The organism is Rhodococcoides sp. S146-33, from assembly GCF_059489205.1.
In genome coordinates this window covers 1,231,025-1,256,728 of record NZ_JCAJWY010000001.1, presented here as the reverse complement: position 1 = coordinate 1,256,728, position 25,704 = coordinate 1,231,025, and the positions used below count along the sequence as shown (strand labels likewise).

21 protein-coding genes are annotated in these 25,704 nt (G+C 64.3%); 14 read left to right on the top strand and 7 right to left on the bottom strand.

What is annotated here, in order from left to right:
• Positions 1-39 precede the first annotated feature (39 nt).
• Entirely contained in the window at positions 40-1,170 is a 1,131-nt protein-coding gene (locus AC5WEY_RS06020; protein WP_495645083.1) for a PrpF domain-containing protein, read from the bottom strand.
• 182 nt (positions 1,171-1,352) lie between these two features.
• Here AC5WEY_RS06020 and AC5WEY_RS06015 point away from each other — a divergent pair, with 182 nt between their 5' ends.
• The gene (locus AC5WEY_RS06015; RefSeq protein WP_495645082.1) at positions 1,353-2,249 is read left to right on the top strand and encodes a LysR family transcriptional regulator; all 897 of its coding nucleotides are present in this window, start codon (positions 1,353-1,355) and stop codon (positions 2,247-2,249) included.
• 10 nt (positions 2,250-2,259) lie between these two features.
• Here AC5WEY_RS06015 and AC5WEY_RS06010 read toward each other — a convergent pair whose 3' ends face one another.
• Together AC5WEY_RS06010 and AC5WEY_RS06005 are read right to left on the bottom strand one after the other, a co-directional pair.
• Entirely contained in the window at positions 2,260-3,396 is a 1,137-nt protein-coding gene (locus AC5WEY_RS06010) for a PrpF domain-containing protein (protein WP_495645081.1), read from the bottom strand.
• A 112-nt stretch (positions 3,397-3,508) separates the two neighbouring features.
• Positions 3,509-4,900: an SLC13 family permease gene (locus AC5WEY_RS06005; RefSeq protein WP_495645080.1), complete on the bottom strand. Its 1,392-nt coding sequence runs from the start codon at positions 4,898-4,900 to the stop codon at positions 3,509-3,511.
• 137 nt (positions 4,901-5,037) lie between these two features.
• Between AC5WEY_RS06005 and AC5WEY_RS06000 the strand changes: the two genes are divergently transcribed.
• Complete coding sequence (locus AC5WEY_RS06000) at positions 5,038-5,973, top strand: LysR family transcriptional regulator (RefSeq protein WP_057476940.1); 936 nt, start codon at positions 5,038-5,040, stop codon at positions 5,971-5,973.
• On the opposite strand, the gene AC5WEY_RS05995 is transcribed toward AC5WEY_RS06000, so the two are convergent.
• Positions 5,957-6,628, bottom strand: coding sequence for a GntR family transcriptional regulator (locus AC5WEY_RS05995; protein ID WP_057476939.1), 672 nt, complete (start codon positions 6,626-6,628; stop codon positions 5,957-5,959). The genes AC5WEY_RS06000 and AC5WEY_RS05995 overlap by 17 nt on opposite strands.
• Positions 6,629-6,794: 166 nt before the next feature.
• On the opposite strand from AC5WEY_RS05995, the gene glyA reads away from it, so the two are divergent.
• From glyA to AC5WEY_RS05955, 8 genes are read left to right on the top strand one after another with little or no spacing between them, the layout of a single operon-like run.
• Complete coding sequence (glyA, locus tag AC5WEY_RS05990) at positions 6,795-8,075, top strand: serine hydroxymethyltransferase (protein WP_057476938.1); 1,281 nt, start codon at positions 6,795-6,797, stop codon at positions 8,073-8,075.
• On the top strand, positions 8,072-9,310 hold the full coding sequence (locus AC5WEY_RS05985) for a sarcosine oxidase subunit beta family protein (protein WP_032367894.1): 1,239 nt from the start codon (positions 8,072-8,074) through the stop codon (positions 9,308-9,310). Before glyA ends, AC5WEY_RS05985 begins: the two co-directional genes overlap by 4 nt.
• Positions 9,311-9,359: 49 nt before the next feature.
• Positions 9,360-9,638 carry a sarcosine oxidase subunit delta gene (locus AC5WEY_RS05980; protein ID WP_094651562.1) on the top strand — a complete coding sequence of 93 codons (279 nt, stop codon included), beginning with the start codon at positions 9,360-9,362 and terminating at the stop codon, positions 9,636-9,638.
• A complete protein-coding gene (locus AC5WEY_RS05975; protein WP_495645079.1) occupies positions 9,635-12,478 on the top strand; it encodes a 2Fe-2S iron-sulfur cluster-binding protein in 2,844 nt (947 codons plus the stop codon). Before AC5WEY_RS05980 ends, AC5WEY_RS05975 begins: the two co-directional genes overlap by 4 nt.
• The gene (locus AC5WEY_RS05970; protein ID WP_495645078.1) at positions 12,471-13,046 is read left to right on the top strand and encodes a sarcosine oxidase subunit gamma; all 576 of its coding nucleotides are present in this window, start codon (positions 12,471-12,473) and stop codon (positions 13,044-13,046) included. The genes AC5WEY_RS05975 and AC5WEY_RS05970 overlap by 8 nt, the downstream gene beginning before the upstream one ends.
• A 37-nt stretch (positions 13,047-13,083) precedes the next feature.
• Positions 13,084-13,992, top strand: coding sequence for a dihydropteroate synthase (gene folP, locus AC5WEY_RS05965; RefSeq protein ID WP_495645077.1), 909 nt, complete (start codon positions 13,084-13,086; stop codon positions 13,990-13,992).
• The gene (locus AC5WEY_RS05960) at positions 13,989-14,399 is read left to right on the top strand and encodes a glycine cleavage system protein H (protein WP_495645076.1); all 411 of its coding nucleotides are present in this window, start codon (positions 13,989-13,991) and stop codon (positions 14,397-14,399) included. The genes folP and AC5WEY_RS05960 overlap by 4 nt, the downstream gene beginning before the upstream one ends.
• Positions 14,396-15,778 carry an L-serine ammonia-lyase gene (locus AC5WEY_RS05955; RefSeq protein ID WP_495645075.1) on the top strand — a complete coding sequence of 461 codons (1,383 nt, stop codon included), beginning with the start codon at positions 14,396-14,398 and terminating at the stop codon, positions 15,776-15,778. The genes AC5WEY_RS05960 and AC5WEY_RS05955 overlap by 4 nt, the downstream gene beginning before the upstream one ends.
• Positions 15,779-15,945: 167 nt before the next feature.
• Here the strand turns inward: AC5WEY_RS05955 and purU are convergent, their stop codons facing one another.
• The 3 genes from purU to AC5WEY_RS05940 form a co-directional block, all read right to left on the bottom strand.
• Positions 15,946-16,794 (bottom strand): formyltetrahydrofolate deformylase, encoded by an 849-nt coding sequence (purU, locus tag AC5WEY_RS05950; RefSeq protein ID WP_495645074.1) that lies wholly within the window; start codon positions 16,792-16,794, stop codon positions 15,946-15,948.
• A 25-nt stretch (positions 16,795-16,819) separates the two neighbouring features.
• Positions 16,820-19,285 carry a GcvT family protein gene (locus AC5WEY_RS05945; protein ID WP_495645073.1) on the bottom strand — a complete coding sequence of 822 codons (2,466 nt, stop codon included), beginning with the start codon at positions 19,283-19,285 and terminating at the stop codon, positions 16,820-16,822.
• Positions 19,286-19,461: 176 nt separating this feature from the next.
• Positions 19,462-21,105, bottom strand: a complete 1,644-nt coding sequence (locus tag AC5WEY_RS05940; RefSeq protein ID WP_495645072.1) for a BCCT family transporter — start codon at positions 21,103-21,105, stop codon at positions 19,462-19,464.
• 364 nt (positions 21,106-21,469) lie between these two features.
• Here AC5WEY_RS05940 and AC5WEY_RS05935 point away from each other — a divergent pair, with 364 nt between their 5' ends.
• From AC5WEY_RS05935 to AC5WEY_RS05920, 4 genes are all read left to right on the top strand, one after another.
• On the top strand, positions 21,470-22,555 hold the full coding sequence (locus AC5WEY_RS05935) for an S-(hydroxymethyl)mycothiol dehydrogenase (RefSeq protein ID WP_495645071.1): 1,086 nt from the start codon (positions 21,470-21,472) through the stop codon (positions 22,553-22,555).
• 361 nt (positions 22,556-22,916) lie between these two features.
• Complete coding sequence (locus AC5WEY_RS05930) at positions 22,917-23,279, top strand: bifunctional 3-phenylpropionate/cinnamic acid dioxygenase ferredoxin subunit (protein WP_057477997.1); 363 nt, start codon at positions 22,917-22,919, stop codon at positions 23,277-23,279.
• The gene (locus AC5WEY_RS05925) at positions 23,276-24,439 is read left to right on the top strand and encodes an NAD(P)/FAD-dependent oxidoreductase (RefSeq protein ID WP_495645070.1); all 1,164 of its coding nucleotides are present in this window, start codon (positions 23,276-23,278) and stop codon (positions 24,437-24,439) included. The genes AC5WEY_RS05930 and AC5WEY_RS05925 overlap by 4 nt, the downstream gene beginning before the upstream one ends.
• Positions 24,440-24,533: 94 nt before the next feature.
• On the top strand, positions 24,534-25,685 hold the full coding sequence (locus AC5WEY_RS05920; RefSeq protein ID WP_495645069.1) for an aromatic ring-hydroxylating oxygenase subunit alpha: 1,152 nt from the start codon (positions 24,534-24,536) through the stop codon (positions 25,683-25,685).
• Positions 25,686-25,704: the final 19 nt, after the last annotated feature.

The following is a 25,704-nucleotide window of genomic DNA, read 5'->3' as shown; positions in this document are numbered from 1 at the left end:
CCTTTTCTTCAGTCGTCGATGCCGTGTTCACAGGTCGGTCTATCCGATCGAAAGTGCCTTCGCCGCAGCGGAAACGAACAATTCTGCCGTCGCGATGCGTCGTGCAGCGCGGTGCAGGGTCACGCTGGTGAGATTGCCGTCCGCGTCGATGTCGACATCGACGGCCAAGACACCGGCCGGTGTTCCCAGCCGTAGTGTCGAGGTTGCGGCACCGTCGACGACTCGGTCGACCACACCGCCGCGGACGGTTGCGGCAGCGGCCACCGCTACCGCCGACGTCAGACCGATCGACGGATGCGGTGCCATCATCGAGAGCATCCGCACGCAGACGTCGTACTCACCGGCCGTGACGAGTGTTCCGTCTTCGAGGCGGTAGTCCACCGGCGGAGCAATGATGCCCACCTTCGGCACCGCGTGCGTGATGGCATCCTCCGGACGCGACAGGCCCATGAGCAGAGCCGAGGCGCGCCTGAGTTCGACCAGCAGCGGAACCCGTTCCATCAGTTCGGCATTCGACTCCGCGCCGGTCATACCCAGATCGGATGCATCGAACAGTGCAGCGGGCGCGCCGGCGACCACCATGGTGCCGCGGTACTGCGACCCGTGTAGCTCCACGGTGTCCTCCACAGACCCGGTAGGGAGCAGCCGAGTGCGATCGGCACCGAGGTCGATGAACGTCAGACCGACCGGAACTCCGAGGGCGGATGTGCCGGCAACCTGAGCCGACCCCTCGGACGGAACGACGCCGCCCGGTGTATCGATCTCGGTGAGCAGGACCGCACCGGTGTTGCGGTTGCGCAGCCGCACGATGGTGGCGACCGGATCGATCGCCACCAATCCCTGCTGAAGCGCGTACAGGCCGATCGCGGTAGCGCAGTTGCCACAGTTGCTTCCCCACTCCACCTTTCGGTCACCGATAGCGACCTGCGCGAAGAGGTAGTCGACGTCGATTCCGTCCTCGGATGACCTACTGACGATGGCTGCCTTCGAGGTGGTCGAGCTACCACCGCCGACGCCGTCGAGCTGGCGGGGGTCGCCGGATCCGAACGCCGAGACCAGGATTTCGTCCAGCGATCCGGCCTGTTCGATCAACGGCTCGACGTCGACGGAGCTGAAGAGCCAGCATTTGCTGGTCCCGCCCCTCATCCACGTGCCACGCAATGAATACATTGTCGGATACCTTCCGATCGTTGCTCTCGAAAACGTTCTTGGAGTTGCACATTCGAGGGAGCGGTGCGGTCGTGTGACGCAGCTCTCGTGCTGTTGCTGTACATAGCCTGCATCACACAGCCGTCGAGTACAATTACGAAAAAGTCGAGATCCCTTAACTTTCACTTAAAGGTGGTTCGATCATGTTCGACACCCGACGCCTACTACTGCTGGTCGAGGTGGTGCGAACCGGGTCCATCACGGCGGCCGCAACTCGGTTGAGCTTCACCACATCTGCGGTGTCTCAGCAGTTGAGCAAGCTCGAGCTCGAAGCCGGCCAGCCGTTACTGGAACGACACGCTCGCGGGGTGCGACTGACCGAGGCCGGCGAAGTCCTGGTCCGACACGCGGAACGAATCGAGACTCAATTACTTGCTGCGCGTAACGAACTCGAAGATCTGTCGGGGCTACGCGCCGGTACATTGAGAATCGGCACCTTCCCGACGGCCGGTGCCAGCCTGCTGCCGCCGGTGGTGAAGCTGTTCAAGTCGCGCCATCCAGCCGTCGCGCTGACGGTGCGCAGCTCACGATTTGCGGGACTGCGGGGAATGCTCGACACCCGCGAGGTGGAGCTGTCTCTGCTCTGGGATTACGAGTGGGCCCGGATCACGGAGTCGGATCTGACGGTGCACCAGCTCATCGTCGACCCACCGATGCTGGTTGTCGCGGTCAATCACCATCTGGCCGAACGTGATTCGGTGGACATGACAGAGCTCGAGCACGAGCAGTGGATCACCCGGGAAGACACCCATCCGGTCGGTACAGCACTCGAGCGCGCGTGCCACGCTGCAGGCTTCTCCCCTACCGTGTCGTTCGCCGCGAACGACTACCAGGAGGCACAGGCAATGGTGGCCGTGGATCTGGGTGTCTCGTTCGCACCGCGCATGGCGCTGTCGAATATTCGTGACGATGTGCGATTGGTCCCGTTGACGGGCGCACCGTCACGTCGAATCTTGTTGGCACACTTGGCAGAAAACAGACTGTCCCCAAGCGCAACGGTACTACTGAAGATATTCCAGGATGTCGCCGCGCGGTTCTGAAAATACGGCTTCAGGCCGAGTGTGCACCGACAAGAGCGGGCATCGGCACCACGAAGAGGTCTGCGGTGGCGATACGCCGGACTGCGCGATGCAGGGTGACCGACTGCAGCAGCCCATTGCCGTCCACCGTGTAGTCGACCTCGAGCACTCCCGCGGCGGTGCCGATTCGGATGGTTCCCGGACGGCCGGACCCTGCGTTGGCAGTGACGACCCCACCAATGACCGTAGCCGCTGCGGCCACGGCCACCGCGGAGGTCAGTCCGATCGCCGGGTGCGGGGCCATCATCGACAGCATGCGTACCGAGATGTCGTAGTCGGCGGCGGCGACATGCTCACCCGTGGTGGTCGTGTAATCCCGCGGCGCTCCGACGATCCCGACCTTCGGAATGGCATGCGAGACAGGTTCTTCGGGCTTGCTCAGCCCCATCCGCAGAGCGGCCTGTCGGCGTAGGGCGATGAGGGTGGGGACGTGAGCGGCGACAACATCGTTGGTCTCCGACCCGGTCAGCCCGAATTCGGCGGCGTCGAACAATGCGGCGGGCGCGCCCGCTCGAACGAACGTTCCGCGGAACTCGTGGTCGCCGAATGCGACTCGATCGACCTCTGCACCGGTGGGAAGCATCGTCACTCGATCCGAGGCCGGATCGGTGAAGGTCAATCCCACCGGGACGCCGAGAGCGGTGGTGCCGGGGACGGACGCGTCACCCTCGGCAGGAATGCGTCCGCCGGGGGTCGCGATCTCCGCCGCCAGAATTGCGCCGGTGTTCTCGTTGCGCATCCGGACCACGGTGACGTGGTCGTCCACGGCGACGAGACCCGTCTGCACTGCATAGAGGCCGATTGCCGTCGCACAGTTTCCGCAGTTGCTGCCCCACTCCACGGTGCGGTTCTCTATGGCGACTTGAGCGAAGAGATAGTCGACGTCGATACCGGGTGCACTCGAGCGTCGCACGATGGCGGCCTTGGAGGTGGTGGAACTGCCGCCACCCACCCCGTCGAGCTGACGCGGGTCACCGGAACCGAAGGCCGCGGTGAGGATATTGTCGAGACCGCCGGCGTCGGCGATGTACGGGTCGATGTCGACCGCGTTGAAGAGCCAGCACTTGCTGGTGCCTCCACGCATCCACGTTCCACGAAGAGTGAACATCTGGTGTGCCTTCCGATCAGGATCCGATGCTTCCACCCTGCGACAGAGGATGCTCAAGCACAATTACGAAATATGTTCATGCCGTGCAGCAATGCTTAACGCGTCTGCTCGATCAGAACAGGGCGGGAACGACGACCAGGATCAGCCAGCACAGGGCAGGCGCGATGGCCACGACGATTCCTGCATTGACCAACAGCTGGCGGTAGAAGCGCGGGCGCTCGATGTTCTGGGCGTTGGCCAGCACGAGCGCACCGTTGGTCGAGAAGGGCGAGACGTCGACGACGGTGGCCGAGATGGCCAGAGCAGCGACTACACCGACGACCGGCAGTGCACCGGTACCCAGCAGCGGCATGGCCAACGGGATGACGGCGGCCAGCAGCGCAGTGGAGGACGCGAACGCCGAGGTGACGCCGATGACGTAGCAGAGCACGATGGCCACGATGATCGGAGCGCCGATGGTGATCGCCATTTCGGCCAGGTGATCGATGGTGCCCACTTCTTGCAGGATCGAGATGTAGGTGACCATGCCGGCGACCAGCAGAACCGTCGACCAGCTGATGTCTGCAATAGCTTCGTTCTGCTTCTTCAGATCCGTGAACGCCAGGACTGCGCCGGCTCCGATGGCGATGAAGCTGATCGGCAGGTGCAGTACGAGAACGAGCACCAGAAGTGCGCCGATGAGGAACAGCGTCAGCTTCTGTACGAAGGTGACCGGGGCCGGTGCGTCGATCAGCGTGGTTGTTTTCGGACGAGTGAGAACCTGGGTGCTGCCGGCTGCCGAGCTACCACCTGCGGTGCCGCCGCCGGTGGGGACGGACGTCGAGATCGGCGATCCGCCTACCGGGCCACTGCCGGGCGCGGGGTTGGTGGAGCCGGTCGCGGTGTACTCGAAACCCTTCATACGGGCCAGGGCTGCGTAGCCGACAACCGTCAGCACCGAGAGCAGCAGGTTGATGCCGTAGCTGGCGAAGAACAGGGTCCATGGGTCGAGGGCTAGTCCGTTGTTCTCGACGATGTCGCGGACCAGAACGCCGGAGACCGAGATCGGGGAGAAGGCTCCTGCGTGGGCACCGTTGATCACCATGATGCCCATGACCAGCGGGCTCATGCCGGTGCGTGCTGCGAAGGCCATGGCTGCCGGGACGATCAGTGCGACCGCGGCGGGGCTGAAGGTGCCGAGCGCCGTCAGGACCGAGGCGACGAAGAAGAACACCCACGGAACCACCGTCACTCGGCCGTTGACCGCTCTGATGCAGCTGTTCACCAGCAGATCGATGGTGCCGTTGCGTTTGGCCATACCGAAGAAGTAGGTGACCCCGACGATGGTCAACACGATCGAGCTGGGGAACTCGTTCAGAATTTCCTTGTCGTCGAATCCCAGCGCGAAGTACCCGACCACAAAGGCACCGATGAAGCCGAGGATGCCGATGTTGATCGGAAAGAAGGTTGCGATCACGAACATCGCAACCAATGCGATGAGCGGGAGGATCTCGATGGAAGTCATGGGCGTCTTTCAGGTGGCTGGTAAGTGCTCGGTTACATCCGCACTCGAACGTTGTCCCTGTCACATTATTGACGCCTGCCTTTTAGGACAATATCGTTTTGCTACCTAGTCGTTTAGCTCAGCTGAAAGATATTCGCATGAACCACACGTTCGACGTCGTAACGCTGTTCCTTCTGCTCGATATCGCCGAGGCCGGCTCCCTGACCGCAGGTGCCGAACGGGCGAACATGACCCCGTCCGCGGCGTCCCAGCGCATCAGCAAACTCGAACACGGCATCAAACAGCCGGTCTTGACGCGACTGCCACGCGGCGTGCAACTCACCGAAGCCGGCGAAATCCTCACCAGCCGCGCTCGCCTGTTCAGACGGGAGATGCGGGCGGCGAGCGGCGACCTCGAAGCAATCCGAGGGCTCGAACGCGGTTCGGTTCGGCTCGGCTCGTTTCCCACGGTCAGTGCGTCGCTGCTCTCCGACGCACTGAAGGACTATCACTCGCGGTGGCCCGGCGTCGACGTCCGGGTTCGATCGGCGGTACGTCCGCAGCTGCTGGACATGCTGCATTCGAGCGAGATCGACCTGGCGCTGCTGTGGAGCTACGCCTGGACGGAGGAAGCAGAACGCTCACTGTCACTCGAGCCGCTGATGGAGGACCCGACCGTACTACTGCTGCCGATCGACGACGATCGATTGCAGCACGACGTCTCGCTGCACGATCTTCGTGACGCGCGATGGATCATCCGCAGCAACGATCACCCGGCCGCCGAAGTTCTCTATCGCAGTTGTCGGGTAGCAGGATTCGACCCCGACGTCGTGTACGAGGCCCACGACTATCAGGAAATCGAGGCCATGGTGGCTGCCGGTGTCGGCATCGCGATGGTTCCTGGGTTGTCGGTGATTCACCATCGACCCGACGTCACCACCATCGATTTCCCCGAAACGGATCGGGTACCGACGCGCGTCATCTACATCGCGTCCCTCGCTCGGCGCCAATACACCCCGGCGATGTACGCGATCTCGACCGCGTTGAGAGGAGCTGCAGAGCGAATTTCGGCTGCAGTTACAGCAATTCCCTGATGGCGTTCTCGAACCCGGTGACGTGTTCGAGCGTCAATTCCGCTGCGGTGTCGGCATCGCCGTCGATGATGGCCTGCAGCAGCACGACGTGTTCACGAACGTGGCCGGCGACGTTCGGCAGTCGGTCGAGGAACATGCACCAGATGCGGGTGGCATGCGCGTCGAGGCTGACCAGGATGTCTTCGAGGTGGGGATTCCCCGAGGCCCGATAGATTTCCCGATGCACGGCAACATCTTTGCGCAGCACCTCACGTGAATCGTCGGTGTCCTCGATACTCGCGATGGAGGCTGCGAGTTCCGCCAGCCGGTCTCGCGCTGCTCGGGTGGCCGTGCGCGCCGCTCGGGCCGAGGCCGCAGGCTCGAGTTGCTTGCGAATCTCCGAGATGTTGGCCAGATCGGTCATGTCGACGGCGGTGGCGAAGGTTCCGCGGCGAGGGTAAGCAACGACGAGTCGCTCACGCTCGAGTCGTTTGAGACCCTCACGAATCGGGGTTCGTCCCAGTCCCAATTGCTCGGCCAGGCGATCGTCGTTGATCGGTTCACCCGGACGGATTTCCAGCATGATCAGCTGCTCACGCACTATTTCGTAGGCTCGATCGGCATTGGTTCCGACAAACTGCGTTGCATCGATCACCGGCTGAACTTCGATCGTCATCTTGTCTACTCACTCCCGGTCGATGCCCCGCCCTTGACGGCTCTGGTTTGTGATCTTACTCTATTGGCATCTTGATATATCAGTTCCAGACCATTGATCTTCCAGAAGGGCGGCCATCTTGACGCAGGACTTCGCACCGACGGCGACGGCACCGCACCCGAGGGGCGTGACGAACCGTGTTCTCGCCGATCTCGATCCCGAGGTGCACCGCGCGATCAGTGCCGAGCTCGGCCGCCAGCAGAACACCCTGGAGATGATCGCGAGCGAGAACTTCGCACCACTGGCCGTCATGCAGGCGCAGGGTTCGGTACTGACGAACAAGTATGCCGAGGGCTACCCCGGCCGGCGCTACTACGGCGGTTGCGAAAACGTCGACGTCATCGAGCAACTCGCGATCGACCGCCTCAATTCCTTGTTCGGGTCGTCCTTCGCCAACGTGCAGCCGCACTCCGGTGCACAGGCCAATGCCGCTGCAATGGCGGCACTGCTGCAGCCCGGCGATTCGATTCTCGGTCTCGCACTCGCCCACGGCGGACACCTGACGCACGGTATGAAACTGAACTTCTCGGGCAAGCTCTACGACGTCTCCGCATACCACGTCCGTGAGCACGACCATCTCGTAGACATGGCCGAGGTGGAGCGCCTCGCCCACGAGCACCGCCCCAAGCTGATCATGGCCGGCTGGTCCGCATACCCTCGTCACCTCGACTTCGCCGAATTCCGCCGCATCGCAGACGAAGTCGGGGCCTACCTGATGGTGGACATGGCTCACTTCGCCGGTCTGGTCGCCGCCGGGCTCCACCCGTCACCCGTACCGCACGCCCACGTGGTCACCTCCACCACGCACAAGACTCTCGGCGGCCCACGCGGTGGTGTCATCATCACCAACGACGCCGCTCTGGCAAAGAAGTTCAACTCGTCGGTCTTCCCCGGCCAGCAGGGTGGCCCGCTGGAGCACGTGATCGCGGCAAAGGCAGTGTCGTTCAAACTCGCTGCCGAAGAGGACTTTCGGGAACGTCAGCAGCGCACCCTCGAAGGCGCGAAAATCCTGGCCGATCGACTGCTGACCGACGACGCAGCGGCCGCAGGCATCGACGTGGTCTCGGGCGGCACCGACGTCCATCTCGTTCTAGTGGACCTGCGCACGTCCGAACTGGACGGCAAGCAGGCCGAGGACAGACTGCATCACGTCGGAATCACCGTGAACCGCAATGCAGTTCCGTTCGATCCACGGCCACCCATGGTGAGCTCCGGCGTCCGCATCGGCACCCCGGCTCTCGCGACGCGCGGCCTGGACGCCACGGCGTTCGCCGAGGTATCCGACGTCATCGCCCACGCGTTGCGCCCCGACACCGACGACCGCGGCCTCGATGCCCTGCGCACCCGGGTCGAATCCGTTGCCGCGCAGTTCCCCCTCTACTCCGACCTGACGGAAGGCTACCGATGACCGCCCCCGCAACCCCACCGGGCGCACATCTGCCCGACCACCCGGACTTCCTGTGGCGCAACCCCGAGCCGAAGAAGTCCTACGACGTCGTGATCATCGGCGGCGGCGGACACGGCCTGGCCACCGCGCACTACCTCGCAAAGAACCACGGCATCACCAATGTGGCTGTGCTGGAGAAGGGATGGCTCGCCGGCGGCAACATGGCGCGCAACACCACCCTCATCCGCTCGAACTACCTGTGGGACGAGAGCGCGCGCATCTACGAGCACTCGCTGAAGCTGTGGGAGGGGCTCGCCGACGACCTCGACTACCCCATCCTGTTCAGCCAGCGCGGCGTCCTCAACCTCGCGCACAGCCTGCAGGACGTCCGCGACAGCGTGCGACGCGTCGAGGCCAACCGTCTCAACGGCATCGACGCTCAATGGGTCGATCCCGACGAGGTCAAGAAGCTGTGCCCAATCGTCAATATCTCCAGCGACATTCGCTACCCGGTGCTCGGTGCGACATACCAGCCGCGTGCCGGTATCGCCAAGCACGACTACGTCGCCTGGGGATTTGCCCGACGCGCCGACGCGGCCGGTATCGACATCATCCAGAACTGTGAGGTCACCGGCTTCACCACCGACGGCAATCGCGTCACCGGCGTCAAGACCACGCGCGGCGACATCGCCACCGGCCAGGTGGCACTGTGCGCGGCCGGGCACACCTCGACGCTCACGGACATGCTCGGCATCAAGACTCCACTGCAGAGCCACCCGCTGCAGGCGCTGGTCTCGGAACTGCTCGAGCCGGTGCATCCCACAGTCGTCATGTCGAATGCCGTGCACGTGTACGTCTCCCAGGCGCACAAGGGTGAACTGGTGATGGGCGCGGGCGTCGACTCCTACAACGGCTACGGCCAGCGCGGTGCCTTCCACATCATCGAACGGCAGATGGCAGCCGCGGTCGAGTTGTTCCCCGTGTTCGCTCGTGCGCACCTACTGCGCACGTGGGCCGGCATCGTCGACGTCTGTCCCGACGCCTCCCCCATCGTCGGACGCACGCCGTTCGACAACGTGTTCCTCAATTGCGGTTGGGGCACAGGCGGATTCAAGGCTACCCCCGGTGCCGGCTGGTGCCTGGCCGACACCATCGCCAACGACGAGGTGCACGAGTACATCGCGCCCTTCAGTCTGGACCGATTCGTCACCGGCGCGCTGGTGGACGAGCACGGTGCCGCAGGCGTGGCTCACTAGTCTCTCCGCCCGACCCACGCAGCACCCGAACGAGAAACTTGGAGTGGCAATGCAATTGATCGAATGCCCGTGGTGTGGGAGTCGAGAAGAGACCGAGTTCCACTACGGCGGCCAGGCGCACATCGCCTACCCCGAGGATCCCACGGCTCTGACCGACGAACAGTGGGCGCACTTCGTGTTCTTCCGCGACAACCCCAAGGGGCTGTTCGCGGAACGGTGGAGCCACAGCGCAGGGTGCAGGCGTTGGTTCAACGCCGTACGGGACACCGCCACCTACCGAATCCACAGTGTCTATCGCCTCGACGACCCGAAGCCGGTGAACCCATGACCGCATTCCGCACCGCATCCGGCGGCCGCATCGACCGCACGAGCACCTTCGAATTCACGTTCGGCGGCTCTGCCCTACAGGGCCACCCGGGCGACACGCTGGCATCTGCGTTGCTCGCCAACGGCATTCATCAGGTCACCACCAGCATCAAGCTCGGCAGGCCCCGTGGATTCACCGCAGCATGGGCCGAGGACACCGGCGGACTCGTACAGATCGAGGAGCCGTTTCCCGAGCCGATGCTGCTCGCCACGACGATCGAGCTGTACGACGGCCTGGTCGCCCGCGGCATCCCCGGACAGGGGCGTCTCGCCGAGATCTCCGACTCCGCCAAGTACGACGCGATGCACGCCCACGCGGACCTGTTGGTCGTCGGGGCAGGACCGGCCGGTCTGACGGCTGCACTGGTTGCTGCCCGCAGTGGCGCTCGCGTGGTCGTCGTCGACGATCAGAGCGAGTTCGGAGGCTCCCTGCTCGGCTCCGACGACGTCATCGACGGACGGCCAGCCCTGGAATGGGTTGCCGACGCGGTAGCCGAGCTGTCGACCTTCCCCGACGTGACCCTGCTGCGCCGCACCACCGCGTTCGGTTCCTACGACGACGGCTTCGTGCTCGCCCTCGAGCACCGCACTGATCACCTGGGCTTGGAAGCGCCTGCCGCGCTGAGCCGTCAGCGAGTCTGGCGTATTCGTTCACGTCATATTCTGGTAGCCACCGGTGCCCACGAACGCCCGGTCGTCTTCACCGACAACGACCGTCCCGGAATCATGTTGGCGCACAGCGCACGGACGTTCCTGCATCGCTACGGCGTGACGGTGGGAACCGAGGCCGTGGTCTTCACCACCAACGACAGCGCGTACAAGGCAGCCGTCGATCTGCACGACGCCGGGGTCCGCATCGCGAGCATCGTCGACGCCCGCTCCGCGGCACCGGAGCACTGGCTCGGCCTGTGCCGCGAACGCGGCATCGAGGTACGTACCGGCAGCGTCGTATCCGGCACCCGCGGCGACACCCGAGTCACCCATGCTTTGGTGACCGGTGCCGACGGTGCCACCGACACCGTGGCCTGCGACGTCCTTCTCGTCAGCGGTGGCTGGAACCCCGCGGTACACCTGTTCAGCCAGGCCCGCGGAAAGCTGCGCTACGACGGCACACTCGGAGCGTTCGTGCCGGCGGACGACGTCGAGGGCATCAGCGTCGCCGGATCGGCCTCCGGTGTGTTCGATCTGGCCGGCTGCATCGGGGGTGGCAGCTCGGCAGCAGCAGAAGCACTGGCCGGTCTCGGCTTCTCTGTCACCGAAACTCCCCTGTCAGCAGTCGATTCCGTGCCCAGCAGCGAGTCGCTGGTGCTGTGGCGGGTGCGCGACGACCTCGGAGCCGACAGCCAGTTCGTCGACGTCCAGCGTGATGCGACGGTGGCCGATCTGGTCCGCGCCGTCGGTGCAGGCATGTCCTCGATGGAACACATCAAGCGCTACACCACAATCGGCACCGCACACGATCAGGGCAAGACATCCGGTGTGGTGTCCTCGGGCATCGTGGCCGAACTGCTCGACAAGCCGGTGGAAAACCTCGGCACCACCACGTTCCGCCCGCCGTACGCCCCGGTGGCCTTTGCGGCGTTGGCCGGGCGCAATCGCGGCATGGCTTTCGACCCGGAACGCGTTACCGCAGTCCATGATTGGCATGTCGCACGCGGCGCGGTCTTCGAGGACGTCGGACAGTGGAAGCGGCCCCGCTACTACCCGATGCCCGGCGAGGAGATGCACGACGCCGTACTCCGCGAATGTGCGGCGGTCCGTGCGGGAGTCGGCATGCTCGACGGTTCGACCCTCGGCAAGATCGACGTGCAGGGTCCCGACGCGGGTGTGGTGCTCGACATGTTCTACACGAACATGATGAGCAACTTGAAGGTCGGCATGGTTCGGTACGGCGTGATGTGCGGTACCGACGGCATGGTCATCGACGACGGCACCGTGATGCGGCTGGCGGACGATCGATTCCAGGTGTTCACCACCACCGGCGGCGCAGCAGGAATGCTCGACTGGATGGAGGAATGGCTGCAGACCGAGTGGCCGCACCTCACGGTTCGGCTGACCTCGGTGACCGAGCAATGGGCCACGTTCCCCGTCGTCGGACCGCGGTCCCGCGATCTCGTCGGTGAGATCTTTCCCGAACTCGACGTCTCCAACGAGGCGTTCCCCTTCATGGCGTGGCGAGATGCCTCGATCGACGGTGTGCCGGTACGCGTGGCACGAATCAGCTTCTCCGGCGAACTCGCCTTCGAGGTGAACATCGATTCCTGGCACGCCCACGCACTGTGGTCACGGCTGATCGACGCGGGCGAGAAATACGGCATTACCCCGTACGGCACCGAGACCATGCACGTGCTGCGGGCCGAGAAGGGTTACCCGATCGTCGGCCAGGACACCGACGGCACCGTCACCCCGCAGGATCTCGGTATGAGCTGGGCGGTGTCGAAGAAGAAGCTCGACTTCATCGGAAAGCGCTCGTTCGACCGCGCCGAGAACCGGAACCCGTTGCGTAAGCAGTTCGTCGGCCTACTGCCCGTCGACCGGGAAACCGTCCTCCCCGAGGGCTCGCAGATCATCGAACACTCCGACAGTGGTGTCTTACCCGAACTACCGGTAGCCATGCTCGGCCACGTCACGTCGAGTTACGCCAGCGCAGAACTGGGCCGCCCGTTCGGGTTGGCCCTGCTCGAAGCCGGACGTGACCGACTCGGCGACATCCTGCACGTCCCGGTCGGCGACACCCTCGTCGCCGTCGAAGTCACCGGCTCCGTACTCGTCGACCCGGAAGGTAACCGCCGTGATGGCTGACCGACTCGCCGCCAGAAGCCCGCTCGCAGAGACAGTCCTGCCGGATTCGCCTGCTGTCCGGATCGTGGAGGAGCCGTTCCTCGCCGGTATCGACCTGTGGGTCGATCCGAACGGACCGGGCGGTGCCGCCGCCTCGGCCGCGCTCGGCACCGAACTCCCCGGCCCCGGCCGCGTCGCCGAGGGCACGAACACCACGGCCATCTGGCTCGGCCCGGAGGAGTGGCTGGTGATCGGAGCCGGCCTCGATCCAGTCGAACTCGAATTCCGTCTCGGTGCGGCGGTTCGCGAGCATCGGGGTGCGGCAACGGACGTGTCCGCGCAGCGAACCTGTCTGCGGCTCAGTGGTTCCCGAGCCCGCGAGGTGTTGGCGAAGGGATGCTCGATCGATCTGCACCCCCGCGTCTTCCCGGCAGGCTCGACGGTCCAGACGATGCTGTCGATGGCAGGCATGATCCTCATCGCCTGCGACGACACGGGAACGGACTACCGCATCCTCGTGCGCTCGTCGTTCGCACGCTATCTCGCAACCTGGCTGACCGACGCGGCCGAGGAATACACCGACGTCTGATCGTCCCGTTGGACTCGCGCGAGAAAAGGTGGCCGTAGTGCTCACGACCGTCTCCATCGCAACACGGGCAGCCGATGCCCGCGATCGACTGCTGACCCGGCTGACGACCTCACACCCCGTGGTCTGCGGGATCGTCAACGTCACCCCGGATTCGTTCTCCGACGGAGGGATGTTTCTGGACACCGATCGTGCTGTGGCGCATGCACTGTCGATGGTCGACGAGGGAGCCGAGCTGCTCGACATCGGCGGCGAATCGACCCGGCCCGGGGCAATCCCACCCACCGTCGACGAGGAGATCGCCCGCGTCGTCCCGGTGATCGAGGCCCTGTCCAGGCGTACGTCGACTCCGCTGTCGGTCGACACCTCACGTCCCGAGGTGATGCGGGAAGCGGTGCGCGCAGGGGCCAGCCTCATCAACGATGTTCGTGCTCTTCGTCTTCCGGGGGCACTCGACGCCGCAGCCGAGCTGGACGTTGCCGTGTGCCTGACGCACATGCTGGGCGAGCCGTCGACGATGCAGCATTCCCCTCGCTACCGCGACGTCACTGCAGAGGTGTGCGAGTTTCTCGAAGACCGGGCTGCCGAATGCATCCGAGCCGGGATTCCGGCGTACCGCCTTCTGGTAGATCCGGGGTTCGGATTCGGCAAGACCCTCGAGCACAATCTGAAACTGCTCCATGGCCTTCGGGCGTTGCACTCGACTGGCAGGCCGATCATGGCGGGCGTGTCCCGCAAAGGCATGATCGGTGCCATCACCGGAAGAGATGTCGACGACCGGCTCGCCGGATCACTCGCTGCCGCATTCGTCGCGGCCCAGAACGGGGCGTCACTCCTCCGGGTGCACGACGTCGCCGCCACCGTCGACGCACTGGCCGTACTGCGGGCACTGCGTTCACTCGACTCGATTCCAGATCGATCCACGAAGAATGCCGAGGCCACCTCATGACCGCATCCCTCTCCTCCGCCCGCCGGCTCTTCAGCGCCGAGCACGGCTGGATGGCCGTCGACCCGTTCGGCTCACCCGCTCAGACTCCGAGCCGAGTGGGTGTGACGCCGGACGCCTTGGGCGGCGCGTCCGACATTCTCGGCGTCGACCTTCCGTCGGTTCGTACCGTACTCACCGCAGGTGAGGCGTGCGGCACCATCCGCACGTCCACCGGCTCGGTCACGGTGTTCGCGCCGGCGAGCGGCTTGGTCACGATCGTCAATCCCGTTGTACAGGAGGATCCCTCGATCGTAGCCCGCGATCCGCTCGGTGCCGGCTGGCTGTTCGCCGTGCTGACCCCCGCAGCCGCGTCATTCGAGGATCTCACCGCGCGCGAGCCCACCGACGCAGTGGGGACGACCTCATGACCATCAGTGTGTTCGACCTCTTCTCCATCGGAGTCGGCCCCTCGAGTTCGCATACCGTCGGGCCGATGCGTGCGGCCGCTCGATTCGTCGACGATCTGCGCACGATGTCTGCCTTCGACGAGGTTCGAGACGTCACGGTGGACCTGTACGGCTCGTTGGCCGCGACCGGAGCCGGCCACGGCACCATGACCGCCGTACTGCTGGGGCTGGAAGGTTTTGCGCCCGAGAGCATCACGACCGAGGTGATGGAAGAACGGCAGGCATCGATGGCGGCCACCCGCCGAATCGTCTTCGGTGGTCACCGCGAGATCGACCTGGCGGTCGACGACATCGTGTTGCGCCCGTTGACGGTCTTGCCGTTCCACCCCAACGGAATGAAACTGACTGCCCACGCGGAAGATTCGACCGAACTGCACTCCGAGACCTACTTCTCCGTCGGTGGCGGCTTCGTGGTGACCGAGGCCGAGAGCGTCGAGGCTGTTACACCCCTTGGCTCTGCGAACGGGTTCGCGTCGGCGAAGGAACTGCTCCAGCTCTGTGAACGTCGACGCTGCAGCATCAGTGACGTCATGACCGAGGTCGAACTCGAACGCCGCACGCTCGACGAGATCAGGGACGGTCTGCTGAACATCCGCGACGTGATGGTCGAGTGCGAGGTTCGCGGTATCTCCCGCGACGGCTATCTCCCCGGCGCTTTGGGAGTTCGGCGTCGAGCACGGGACTGGTTCCTGCGGCTCGATGCCGAGGATCCCCACCGCTCGAGCGAATTCGCCGAGGACTGGGTGAATCTCGTGGCCCTCGCGGTCAACGAGGAGAACGCGTCCGGCGGTCGTATCGTCACAGCACCCACCAACGGCGCGGCGGGCATCATCCCGGCCGTACTGCACTACGCGACCCGCTACACCGCCGCAGGGATCGCCGATCCCGACGGCAGCACGGTGCGTTTTCTGCTCACCGCCGGCGCGATCGGATCGCTCTATAAGGAGATGGCGTCGATCTCCGGTGCCGAAGTGGGCTGCCAGGGCGAGGTGGGTTCGGCGGCGTCGATGGCCGCAGCCGGTCTGGCCGAGGTACTGGGCGGCACCCCCGAACAGGTGGAGAACGCCGCCGAGATCGCGATGGAGCACAGCCTCGGCCTGACGTGCGACCCCATCGGCGGGCTGGTGCAGATTCCGTGCATCGAACGTAACGCCATCTCGGCAGGCAAGGCCATCAACGCCGCTCGGATGGCATTGCGCGGCAACGGTACTCATCGAGTAAGTCTAGATCAGGTGATCGAGACGATGCGCTCCACCGGGGCCGACATGCACTCGAAGTACAAGGAGACCTCCAGCGGTGGTCTCGCGATCAACGTGCCGGTCAACTTCGTCGAGTGTTAGAGCGTGGAGTGCTAACGGGAGACCTCACACCCTTTTTGGAAGGTGCGCGCGTGTTCTCCGCACAGAGAACCAGCGCGCACCCGGCAAAAAGGGTGTGAGGTTCTCCTGGACCACCGCAACAACGAGGGGCCCGTACCGAATCGGTACGGGCCCCTCGTGTGTCCGGCTCAGCTGAAGATCACCGTCCGGTGTCCGTGCAGCAGAACGCGATTCTCGCAGTGCCAACGCACGGCCCGCGACAGTGCGAGTGCCTCGGCGTCCTGTCCGACGGTGGCCAGACGAGACGGGTCGTGGGTGTGGTCGATGCGAATGACCTGCTGCTCGATGATCGGGCCCTCGTCGAGATCGGGAGTGACGTAGTGCGCCGTCGCCCCGACCTGCTTGACGCCCCGATCAAATGCCTGGTGGTAGGGCTTCGCGCCCTTGAAGCCGGGCAGGAAGGAGTGGTGGATGTTGATTGCTTTGCCGTGCAACGCTCGACACGTCTCGTCGGAGAGCACCTGCATGTAGCGGGCCAGCACCACCAGGTCCACCTCGTACTCGGCGACGAGGTCCAGCAGGCGCTGCTCGGCCTCGGCCTTGGTACCCGGGGTGACGGGAACGTGGATGAACGGCAGCCCGGCAGCCTCGGCCATCGGCCGGAGCACCTCGTGGTTGCTCACCACGGCCACCAGTTCTCCGCCGAGGTTCTGTGAGCGCCACCGGAAGATGAGGTCGTTGAGGCAGTGCCCCATCTTCGAGACCATGACGAGCACGCGCGGCTGACTGCACCCGTTGAACGTGTACATCATCGAGAATCGCTCGGCGACTTCGCGGAAGCTCTCGGTCAGCTTCTCGATATCGGTGGTGCCGCTGGCCACGAACGAGGTGCGCAGGAAGAACGACCCGTCCGTCGAGTCGTCGAATTGTTGATGTTCGGCGATGTCGCAGTCGTTGTCGAACAGGAACGCACTGACGGCCCGGACGATGCCCGGCCGCTGTCCGCAGCTGAGCGTGAGGGTGAAGTTCTCGGTCATCGAATCTCCTGGTACTGGTGGGTCGTCAGCTGCGGATCTTGGCCATCTCGGGGTCGACGAGGGGCTCGGCCACGACGGTGGCGGATACGAGCCGATCGAAGTAGCGAATCTGTACTGCTGCACCGGGTTCGGAGCTGGTGGCCGGCACCCAGGCGTAGGCGATCGGCGCACCGACGGTATGCCCGAACGAGGCGCTGGTGACGTAGCCGGCAGGTTCACCGTCGACCAGGACGGGCTCGTGGCCGAGGACCACCGACGTGCCGTCGTCGATCTTCAGGCAGACGAGCTTCTTGGAGACGGTGTCGTCGGACATCTCGAGCACGGCGTCGCGGCCCCGGAATTCGCCCTTGGCCGGGCGCACCGCGAAGCCGAGTCCTGCCTCGTAGGGGTTGTGCTCGGTGGTCATGTCCGAGCCCCACGATCGGTAGCCCTTCTCCATGCGCAGGCTGTTGAACGCAGCGCGCCCACCGGCGATGATCCCGAACTCGGAACCGGCCTGCCACAACATGTCCCACAGGCGCTGGCCGTAATCGGCGGTGGTGTACAGCTCCCACCCGAGCTCGCCCACGTACGACAACCGCATCGCGGTGACGGGGACTCCCCCGATGCGAACCTGCTTGCAGCGGAAGTACTTGAAGTTCTCGTTGGAGAAGTCGTCCTGAGTCAGCTTCTCGACGACCTCGCGGGCATGTGGACCCCACAGGCCGATGCAGCACGTGGAGCCGGTGATGTCGTCGACGGTGACACTGCCGTCACTGGGTGCTTCACGGCGCAGGTAATCGAAGTCGAGGTTGCCGTTGGCACCCACCTGGAATTCGTGGGCGGACAACCGCGCGACGGTGAGATCGCTTCGGACGCCGCCCTTGTCGTCGAGGGCCAGCGTGTAGGTGACCGCCCCGACGGACTTGTCCATCTTGCCGGACGTCAATCCTTCCAACAGGGCCAGCGCACCGGGGCCGCGCACGCGCAGCCGCTTGAGCGGGGTCATGTCGTACATGGCCACGGAGGTACGGGTCTTCCAGGCCTCGGCTGCGGCGATGGGCGAATGGAACATCGATGCCCACTCGTCGCGCTTCGGCGGCTGCCACTCGGCGGGAAGTTGTTGCACCAGATCGGCATTGGACTCGTACCAGTGCGGCCGCTCCCAACCGCCGCCTTCGAGGAACACGGCACCGAGCTGATGCTGCCGCGCGTTGAAGGGACTGACCCGAACATCACGCGGGGACATCCGCGGCTGCGAGGGATGCAGGACGTCGTAGATCTCGACGAAGTTCTGCTGCGAGGTTTCGCTGACGTAGGCGGGATCCAGCTGGAAATCCTCGAAGCGGTTGACGTCACATCCGTGCAGTTCCACCTCGGAGCGTCCGTCGACCAGCAGCTGTGCGATGGCCCGGCCGACGCCGGCCGAGTGCGTGACCCAGACGGCCTCGGCGATCCAGAAGCCCTTGACGTCCGGGGACTCGCCGAGCAACGGTCCACCGTCCGGTGTGAACGAGAAAACTCCGTTGAATGCGTGATCGATCTTCGCGGTCTCGAGGCAGGGCAACAGCAGCTTGGACTGCTCCCACGACGGGGCGAAATCCTCCTGCGTGAAGTCCAGCATGGACGGCATGGCGTCGTCGGACACACCGTCTCCGCCGGGCAGGGTCTTGGTGTCGACGGGCATCGGCCGGTGTGCGTAGCTTCCGATACCGAGACGGTCGACGTGCTCGCGGAAGTACAGGTCCTGATCCTGGTGACGAAGAATGGGCATACCGGCCTCGGCCGCTTCGGTGTTGCGTCCCACCAGTTCCGGGATCTGGTCGGTCTTGGCGTACTGGTGAGCCAGGGGCAGCAGCGGCACCTTCATGCCGACCAGTTCACCCACATCGGGGCCCCAGAAGCCGGCGCAGGACACCACGATGTCGGCCTCGATGACGCCCTGATCGGTCGCCACACCGGTGACTCGGCCGCCGGTCTGTTCGATACCGATGACCTTGGTGGAACCGCGGAAGACTGCTCCGCGCGATTCTGCGCGACGGGTCAGTGCCACCACGGCGCGCGACGCTTTGGCGAGGCCGTCGGTCTCGACGTACAGACCGCCGAGAACACGCGAACGGTCGATCAGCGGATGCAGTTTGGCACATTCGGATGGGTCGATAACCGATCCTTCGATTCCCCAGGATGTGGCCCACCCCTGCTTGCGATGCAGGTCCGCCAGTCGCTCCTCGGTGGTCGCCACTTCGAGACCGCCGAGCTGGTTGAAGCACCATTGCCCGTCCACTTCCAGGCCCATGAACTTCTCTACCGTGTACCGGGCGAGTTCGGTCATCGTCTTGGATGCATTGGTCTGGAACACCAGACCCGGTGCGTGCGAGGTGGATCCACCCGTGAGAGGGAGTGGCCCCTGATCCAGCACGGTGATGCGATCCCAACCGCGTGCGGTGAGCTCGTCGGCCACGTTGGTACCGACAATGCCGGCGCCGATGATGACAACTCTCGGTGAACCCATGGTGGTCCTTCCGTATCGGGGTGGAGAGATGGAGCTCGGCCGAGATGATCCACAGCCTGCACGACAACTAACCAGAGATTGATATATCAAGAGTATGGGCAGGGATGGATGTGGTCAACCCCCGAAATACCGATGGTGCGGGACGCATAGTTTCACGTCCCGCACCATCGCTCACTTCACTTGCCGGCCTTGACTTTCGGCGGGGCCTTCGGGTTCTTGACGATGAACGGATCGTTGGTGACGTCCTTGTAGAGCGAGACACACGTTCCGATCATCACCAGCACGAACGGTGCCGCCACGATGATGGTCATCGTCTGCAGTCCGCTCAGAGCGTCCGATCCTCCCGTCCACAGCATCAGGATCGCGATGCCGCCGGTGACCAATCCCCAGAAGGCGACGACACCGCGTGACGGATCCAAAGTGCCGCGCTGAGACAGGGTTCCCATCACGATCGACGCCGCATCGGCACCACTGACGAAGAAGATGCCCACCAACACCATCACCAGCACCGACGAAATGCCGGCCAACGGAAACTGATCGAGAACCGCGAACAATTGCGATTCCGGTTTACCGAGGGCCACCAAATCCTCGGTTCCCGTCTGCTGCTGCCCGATTGCCGCTCCACCGAAGATCGAGAACCAGACGAGGCTCACCGACGTCGGAATGAGAATGACGCCGATGACGAACTGGCGGATGGTGCGGCCACGACTGATGCGAGCGAGGAACATACCGACGAAGGGGGTCCACGAGATCCACCACGCCCAGTAGAAGATGGTCCAGGACGAGAGCCAGGACTCCGTCTCGGGTCCACCGGACGCCGCCGAACGCGCCGACATTCCGGCGATGTGTGCCGCGTAGTCACCGAGAGTGGTGGGCAACAGGTTCAGGATCAGCACCGTGGGTCCTGCGACGAACACGAACACCGCAAGCACGAGGGCCAACACCATGTTGATGTTCGACAGCCACTGAATTCCCTTGGACACTCCGGACACTGCCGAGGCCACGAACGCGAGCGTCAGAATGGCGACGACAGCCACGAGCAGAAGCGTCCCGGCTTGGTTGACCCAGCCGAGAACCTCTATACCCGAACCGATCTGGAGTGCACCGAGTCCGAGCGAGGCAGCAGTACCGAACATGGTGGCAAAGATCGCCAGGATGTCGATGACCTTACCGATGGGGCCCTCGGCGCGACGGCCGATCAACGGAATGAACGACGAGCTGATGAGCTGCTTGCGGCCCATCCGGTAGGTGCCGTAGGCAATGGACAATCCGACCACCGCGTACATCGACCACGGGTGCAATCCCCAGTGGAAGATGGCCGTCGACAGTGCCGTTCCCACAGTCGAATCGGTGATTCCGGGCGGCGGAGTAACGAAGTGGGTGAGCGGCTCGGCCACTCCCCAGAAGATCAGGCCGATTCCCATGCCGGCGCTGAACATCATCGCGATCCAGCTGACGGTATTGAATTCGGGCTTCTCGCCGTCTTTGCCGAGCGGAATCTTTCCGTACCGACTGAGCGCGAGCCAGATCGCGAAGATCACGAACCCGGTGGCCGAGAAGATGAAGAGCCAGCCGATATTCGTCACTACCCAGTCGAGTACCGACGCATTGACGGACTTCATGTTCTCTTTGCCGAGAACACCCCACACGAGGATTGCGATCACGATCGCGGCGGTGATACCGAACACCACCTTGTCGGTGCGCGGCTTGCCCTCCTCTCCGTGGTGGTAGACCTCGAGAGGACCGTAATGATGAGGTTCGTGTTTATCGGAAGCGGCGACCCGAGTCTTGTCGCTCCGGGGTTTGCTGTTCGTTGTCACATCGTTCTCCCTCCGGCTCTCGCCGAATAGGTATGTCGCCCGTGCACGCAGCGTGGATGGTCGGAAAGATGCGCGACGCGTTGCTCTCTGCGCAACTTCGATTTGCCTGAACTCGAACAAGACTGAGCCGACCCGACGGCTATGTCAAGAGATAGCACGGCACATCGATCGGTTCGACACGGTACTTACTGTCCACAAATAGGCTTTCAGCTGCAGATATCCGAGCGTGCGCGCGCGACCAGGCCGGAATTCGATACTCGCATTTAACATTCGATACTGTCCGGTAACTGATATATTAACTCGATTCCAACATCCGCAGTTGCACCGATTGCCGCTGCTCGATCAGATCTCAGGAGCATCAACCATGCCGCAGCAGGTCCGCGCCGTCGTCGCCAAGAGCAAGGGCGCACCCGTCTCGATCGAGACGATCACCATTCCCGACCCCGGCCCGAACGAGGTCGTGGTGAAGATTCAGGCGTGCGGGGTGTGCCACACCGACCTGCATTACCGCGAGGGCGGCATCAACGACGAGTTCCCGTTCCTGCTCGGACACGAAGCCGCCGGCATCGTCGAGACCATCGGAGATCGCGTCGAGCACGTCGAGGTCGGCGACTTCGTCGTCCTGAACTGGCGCGCGGTCTGCGGGGAATGCCGGGCCTGCAAACGCGGCACCCCCTGGTACTGCTTCGACACCCACAACGCCGCCCAGAAGATGACCCTCGACGACGGCACCGAACTGACCCCGGCGTTGGGGATCGGCGCGTTCGCCGAGAAGACCCTCGTCCACGAAGGCCAGTGCACCAAGGTCGCCGCCGACGCCGATCCCGCCGTCGTCGGACTGCTCGGCTGCGGGGTGATGGCCGGGCTCGGGGCCGCGATGAACACCGGCCACGTCTCCCGCGGGGATTCGGTGGCGGTGATCGGCTGCGGCGGTGTCGGTGACGCCGCGATCGCCGGAGCGCGCCTGGCCGGGGCGTCGACGATCATCGCCGTCGACCGCGACAAAGGAAAACTCGACTGGGCTCTCGACCTCGGTGCCACCCACACCGTCGACGCCTCCGCCGTCGACGCGGTCGAGGCCATTCAGGAGTTGACCGGCGGGTTCGGTGCCGATGTCGTCATCGACGCCGTCGGCCGACCGGAAACGTGGAAGCAGGCCTTCTACGCCCGTGATCTGGCCGGCACCGTGGTCCTCGTCGGGGTGCCGACCCCGGAGATGACCCTCGAGATGCCGCTCATCGATTTCTTCTCCCGCGGCGGATCGCTGAAGTCGTCCTGGTACGGCGACTGCCTGCCCGAGCGCGACTTCCCGCAGTTGGTGGATCTGTACCAGCAGGGCCGGTTGCCGCTCGAGAAGTTCGTCTCCGAACGCATCGGCATCGACGACGTCGAGGCCGCGTTCGACAAGATGCATCAGGGCACCGTGCTGCGTTCGGTCGTGGTCCTGTGAGTCTGATCGGCAACGACGCACCACACCTCGAATAATGGATTGCTCGCGCCAGCCGAGCCCGCTGATATACCAAGAAACGATTTCTGTACTCATCGGTAGCGGACACTCGGTGCTGCGCACAGGCTTATCGGCCCTCCGTGCACCGCGGGACGGCGGTCGAACCTCACCGCAAGATCGAGTCCTTGCACGCGCTAAACACCTGTTCAGCTGGTCCAAACTACGGTTTTGTCCGAATCGAGTTACGTCATGTTTCGCGGGGGTGAAAAGTGCCGCCACCTATTGACACGATCTCGTGTCGATGTTCACACTGTTGTTGCGGGAAGTAAGACGTGTTCCGCATAGCGATACAGAAAGGATCCGAATGCTCAAGGTGTGTCCCTTGGCCGACCTTCCGGGCGGCGAAGCTGTGCGCGTCGACACCACCCCTCCCGTCGCGGTGTTCCACACCGAGGACGGTGAGCTGTTCGCGATCGATGACACCTGTACGCATCAGGACGCGTCGCTCGCGGACGGATGGCTGGAAGGGTGCGCGGTCGAATGCCCGCTGCACGCGTCCACCTTCGACCTGCGCACCGGTGCCGTCGACGCGCCCCCTGCGAAACTGCCGGTTCGCACTCACACCGTCGTCGTCGACGACGGCGTGATCTACGTCGAGCTCAGCACCGCTGCCCCCAACCTTCCTCCCGACGTCCGTAGCCGCCTGGCCGCCGAGGGACATTCATGAAGAGCGTCACCATCGTCGGAGCTTCTCTGGCCGGCCTCTGCTCGGCGCGCGCCCTGCGGGCGGCCGGGTTCGACGGCTCGGTCACCGTCGTCGGTGCGGAGAGCCACCGCCCGTACGACCGTCCTCCCCTGTCGAAGGAGTACCTCGCCGGCGACGTGGACGCGAGCACGCTCGCACTCGAGCCCGACGACGAGAACCTCGACGCCACCTGGATTCTGGGACATAGCGCCACCGCGCTCGATCCATCGCGTCGCACCGTCACCCTCGACGACGGTTCCGAGCTGACCTCCGACGGCGTCGTCCTCGCTACCGGCTCGCGCGCGCGATCACTTCCCGGCACCGATCACCTCGCCGGTGTGCACGTGTTGCGTACGATCGACGACGCCGACCGGCTGCGCGCAGAACTCGCGCCGGGCGCGCGTCTGGTCGTCATCGGAGCCGGCTTCATCGGAGCCGAAGTAGCCTCCACTGCAAGGAAACTGGGACTCGACGTCACCGTCGTCGAAGCCGCCCCGTCACCGCTCGCCGGGCCGCTCGGCGCACGACTCGGTAGCGCGGTGGGCAACCTGCACCGCGACAACGGCACCACCTTGATCTGCGGAATCGCCGTCGACGGCCTGACCGGAACCGACCGAGTGACAGGCGTTCGGCTCGCGGACGGCCGAATTCTCGACGCCGACGTCGTGGTCGTCGGTATCGGCGGGATCCCGAACATCGATTGGCTCGGCACCAGCGGACTCGCTCTCGGCAACGGAATCCTGTGTGACGGCGGCGGCGCGACGGCCGTGCCCGGAGTGGTTGCCGTCGGCGACTGCGCTGCATGGCTCGATTCGACCGGTGCCCATCGGCGCGTCGAGCATTGGGCCGGGGCATCCGAACGGCCCACCGTCGCAGTGGCCACCCTGCTTTCGGGTAGTTACGGCGGCCAACACGTCAAGCCTCCGTACTTCTGGTCCGACCAGTACGGGTCACGTATTCAGTTCGCCGGCACCGCCGGACCGGACAGTGAATGCACCATCGAAGAGGGTTCTCCCGAGCTCGGGAGCTTCCTCGCCGTGTACCGAGCCGATGGACTCCCGGTCGGCGTACTCGGTGTCAATCAGGTTCGGTTGTTCACCCGCTGGCGGCGTCAGCTCTCGGCTCCCGTCCGAGCGGTCTGACCACACCCAGGCTGCTGTTCCACCCGTCGTATTCCACTATCCCAGTTGACGTCTCGTCACCGATCCACAAGATCGGCCACGTACGGAGGACCCCTTGACCACCATTCCCGACACCACGCCGCCCGCAACGTCCCTTCCCCTGCCCGAGAGTCTGATCTCCACGCTCCCCGGTCGCTATTACACCGACCCGGCCATCTTCGAGCTTGAGCAGGAGAAGATCTTCGAGGAGCTGTGGATCTGCGCTGTCCGTGCCGCGGATCTGGACAAGCCCGGTGCCTTCCGTACCGTGCAGATCGGCCGCGAAAGCGTCATCGTCACGCGCACCCGAACCGGTGCAATCAAGGCCTACCTGAACGTGTGTGCCCACCGCGGCGCGCGAATCTGCATGGAAGACAAGGGCGAGGTCAAGCGATCGTTCCAGTGTCCGTACCACGCGTGGACGTACGACCTCGACGGAAAGCTCATCGCCGCACCGAATCTCACCAAGATGCCCGACATCGACCGGGTTCGCTACGGCCTGTCGTCGGTATCCGTCGAGGAATGGCTCGGATACGTCTGGGTCAATCTCAGCGAGAATCCTGCGTCGTTCGACACTACTGTGGTGCAGGACATCCGCGACCGACTCGGTGACGTCGAGTCGATCGATCGCTACAAGATCGAAGACCTCGGTCTCGGCAGGCGTGTGAGCTACGACGTCAAGGCCAACTGGAAGCTCATCATCGAGAACTTCATGGAGTGCTACCACTGCGCCACCATTCACCCCGAGCTGACCGAGGTTCTACCGGAATTCGCCGACGGCTATGCCGCCCAGTACTACGTCGGCCACGGAGCCGAATTCGGTGAATCGGTGCAAGGATTCACCCTCGACGGCACCGCAGGACACGACGCCATTCCTGGCATCTCACCCGAGCAGGACCGTCGCTACTACGCCATCACCGTCCGACCGCAGGTGTTCGTCAACCTCGTCCCGGATCACGTGATCATCCACCGGATGTATCCGCTCGCCGCCGATCACACTCTGGTCGAATGCGATTGGCTGTATCTGCCCGGTGTCCTTGCTTCGGGACGGGACCTGCAGAAATCGGTCGAGCTGTTCCACCGCGTCAACCTGCAGGACTTCGAGGCGTGTGAGCGATGCCAACCTGCCATGAGTTCGCGCAAGTACCGCGACGGCGGAGTGCTGGTGGGCAGCGAACACCACATCGGCATCTTCCACGACTGGCTGAAAGACCGCATCGAGTCCTGACCGAAACTTGCCCCGCTCT

Excerpts from the sequence above, each read along its gene's own strand:
- AC5WEY_RS06020 (WP_495645083.1), bottom strand. The coding sequence starts at position 1,170 with ATGTATTCATTGCGTGGCACGTGGATGAGGGGCGGGACCAGCAAATGC.
- AC5WEY_RS06015 (WP_495645082.1), top strand. The coding sequence starts at position 1,353 with ATGTTCGACACCCGACGCCTACTACTGCTGGTCGAGGTGGTGCGAACC.
- AC5WEY_RS06010 (WP_495645081.1), bottom strand. The coding sequence starts at position 3,396 with ATGTTCACTCTTCGTGGAACGTGGATGCGTGGAGGCACCAGCAAGTGC.
- AC5WEY_RS06005 (WP_495645080.1), bottom strand. The coding sequence starts at position 4,900 with ATGACTTCCATCGAGATCCTCCCGCTCATCGCATTGGTTGCGATGTTC.
- AC5WEY_RS06000 (WP_057476940.1), top strand. The coding sequence starts at position 5,038 with ATGAACCACACGTTCGACGTCGTAACGCTGTTCCTTCTGCTCGATATC.
- AC5WEY_RS05995 (WP_057476939.1), bottom strand. The coding sequence starts at position 6,628 with ATGACGATCGAAGTTCAGCCGGTGATCGATGCAACGCAGTTTGTCGGA.
- AC5WEY_RS05985 (WP_032367894.1), top strand. The coding sequence starts at position 8,072 with ATGACCGCCCCCGCAACCCCACCGGGCGCACATCTGCCCGACCACCCG.
- AC5WEY_RS05980 (WP_094651562.1), top strand. The coding sequence starts at position 9,360 with ATGCAATTGATCGAATGCCCGTGGTGTGGGAGTCGAGAAGAGACCGAG.
- AC5WEY_RS05975 (WP_495645079.1), top strand. The coding sequence starts at position 9,635 with ATGACCGCATTCCGCACCGCATCCGGCGGCCGCATCGACCGCACGAGC.
- AC5WEY_RS05970 (WP_495645078.1), top strand. The coding sequence starts at position 12,471 with ATGGCTGACCGACTCGCCGCCAGAAGCCCGCTCGCAGAGACAGTCCTG.
- AC5WEY_RS05960 (WP_495645076.1), top strand. The coding sequence starts at position 13,989 with ATGACCGCATCCCTCTCCTCCGCCCGCCGGCTCTTCAGCGCCGAGCAC.
- AC5WEY_RS05955 (WP_495645075.1), top strand. The coding sequence starts at position 14,396 with ATGACCATCAGTGTGTTCGACCTCTTCTCCATCGGAGTCGGCCCCTCG.
- purU (WP_495645074.1), bottom strand. The coding sequence starts at position 16,794 with ATGACCGAGAACTTCACCCTCACGCTCAGCTGCGGACAGCGGCCGGGC.
- AC5WEY_RS05945 (WP_495645073.1), bottom strand. The coding sequence starts at position 19,285 with ATGGGTTCACCGAGAGTTGTCATCATCGGCGCCGGCATTGTCGGTACC.
- AC5WEY_RS05935 (WP_495645071.1), top strand. The coding sequence starts at position 21,470 with ATGCCGCAGCAGGTCCGCGCCGTCGTCGCCAAGAGCAAGGGCGCACCC.
- AC5WEY_RS05930 (WP_057477997.1), top strand. The coding sequence starts at position 22,917 with ATGCTCAAGGTGTGTCCCTTGGCCGACCTTCCGGGCGGCGAAGCTGTG.
- AC5WEY_RS05925 (WP_495645070.1), top strand. The coding sequence starts at position 23,276 with ATGAAGAGCGTCACCATCGTCGGAGCTTCTCTGGCCGGCCTCTGCTCG.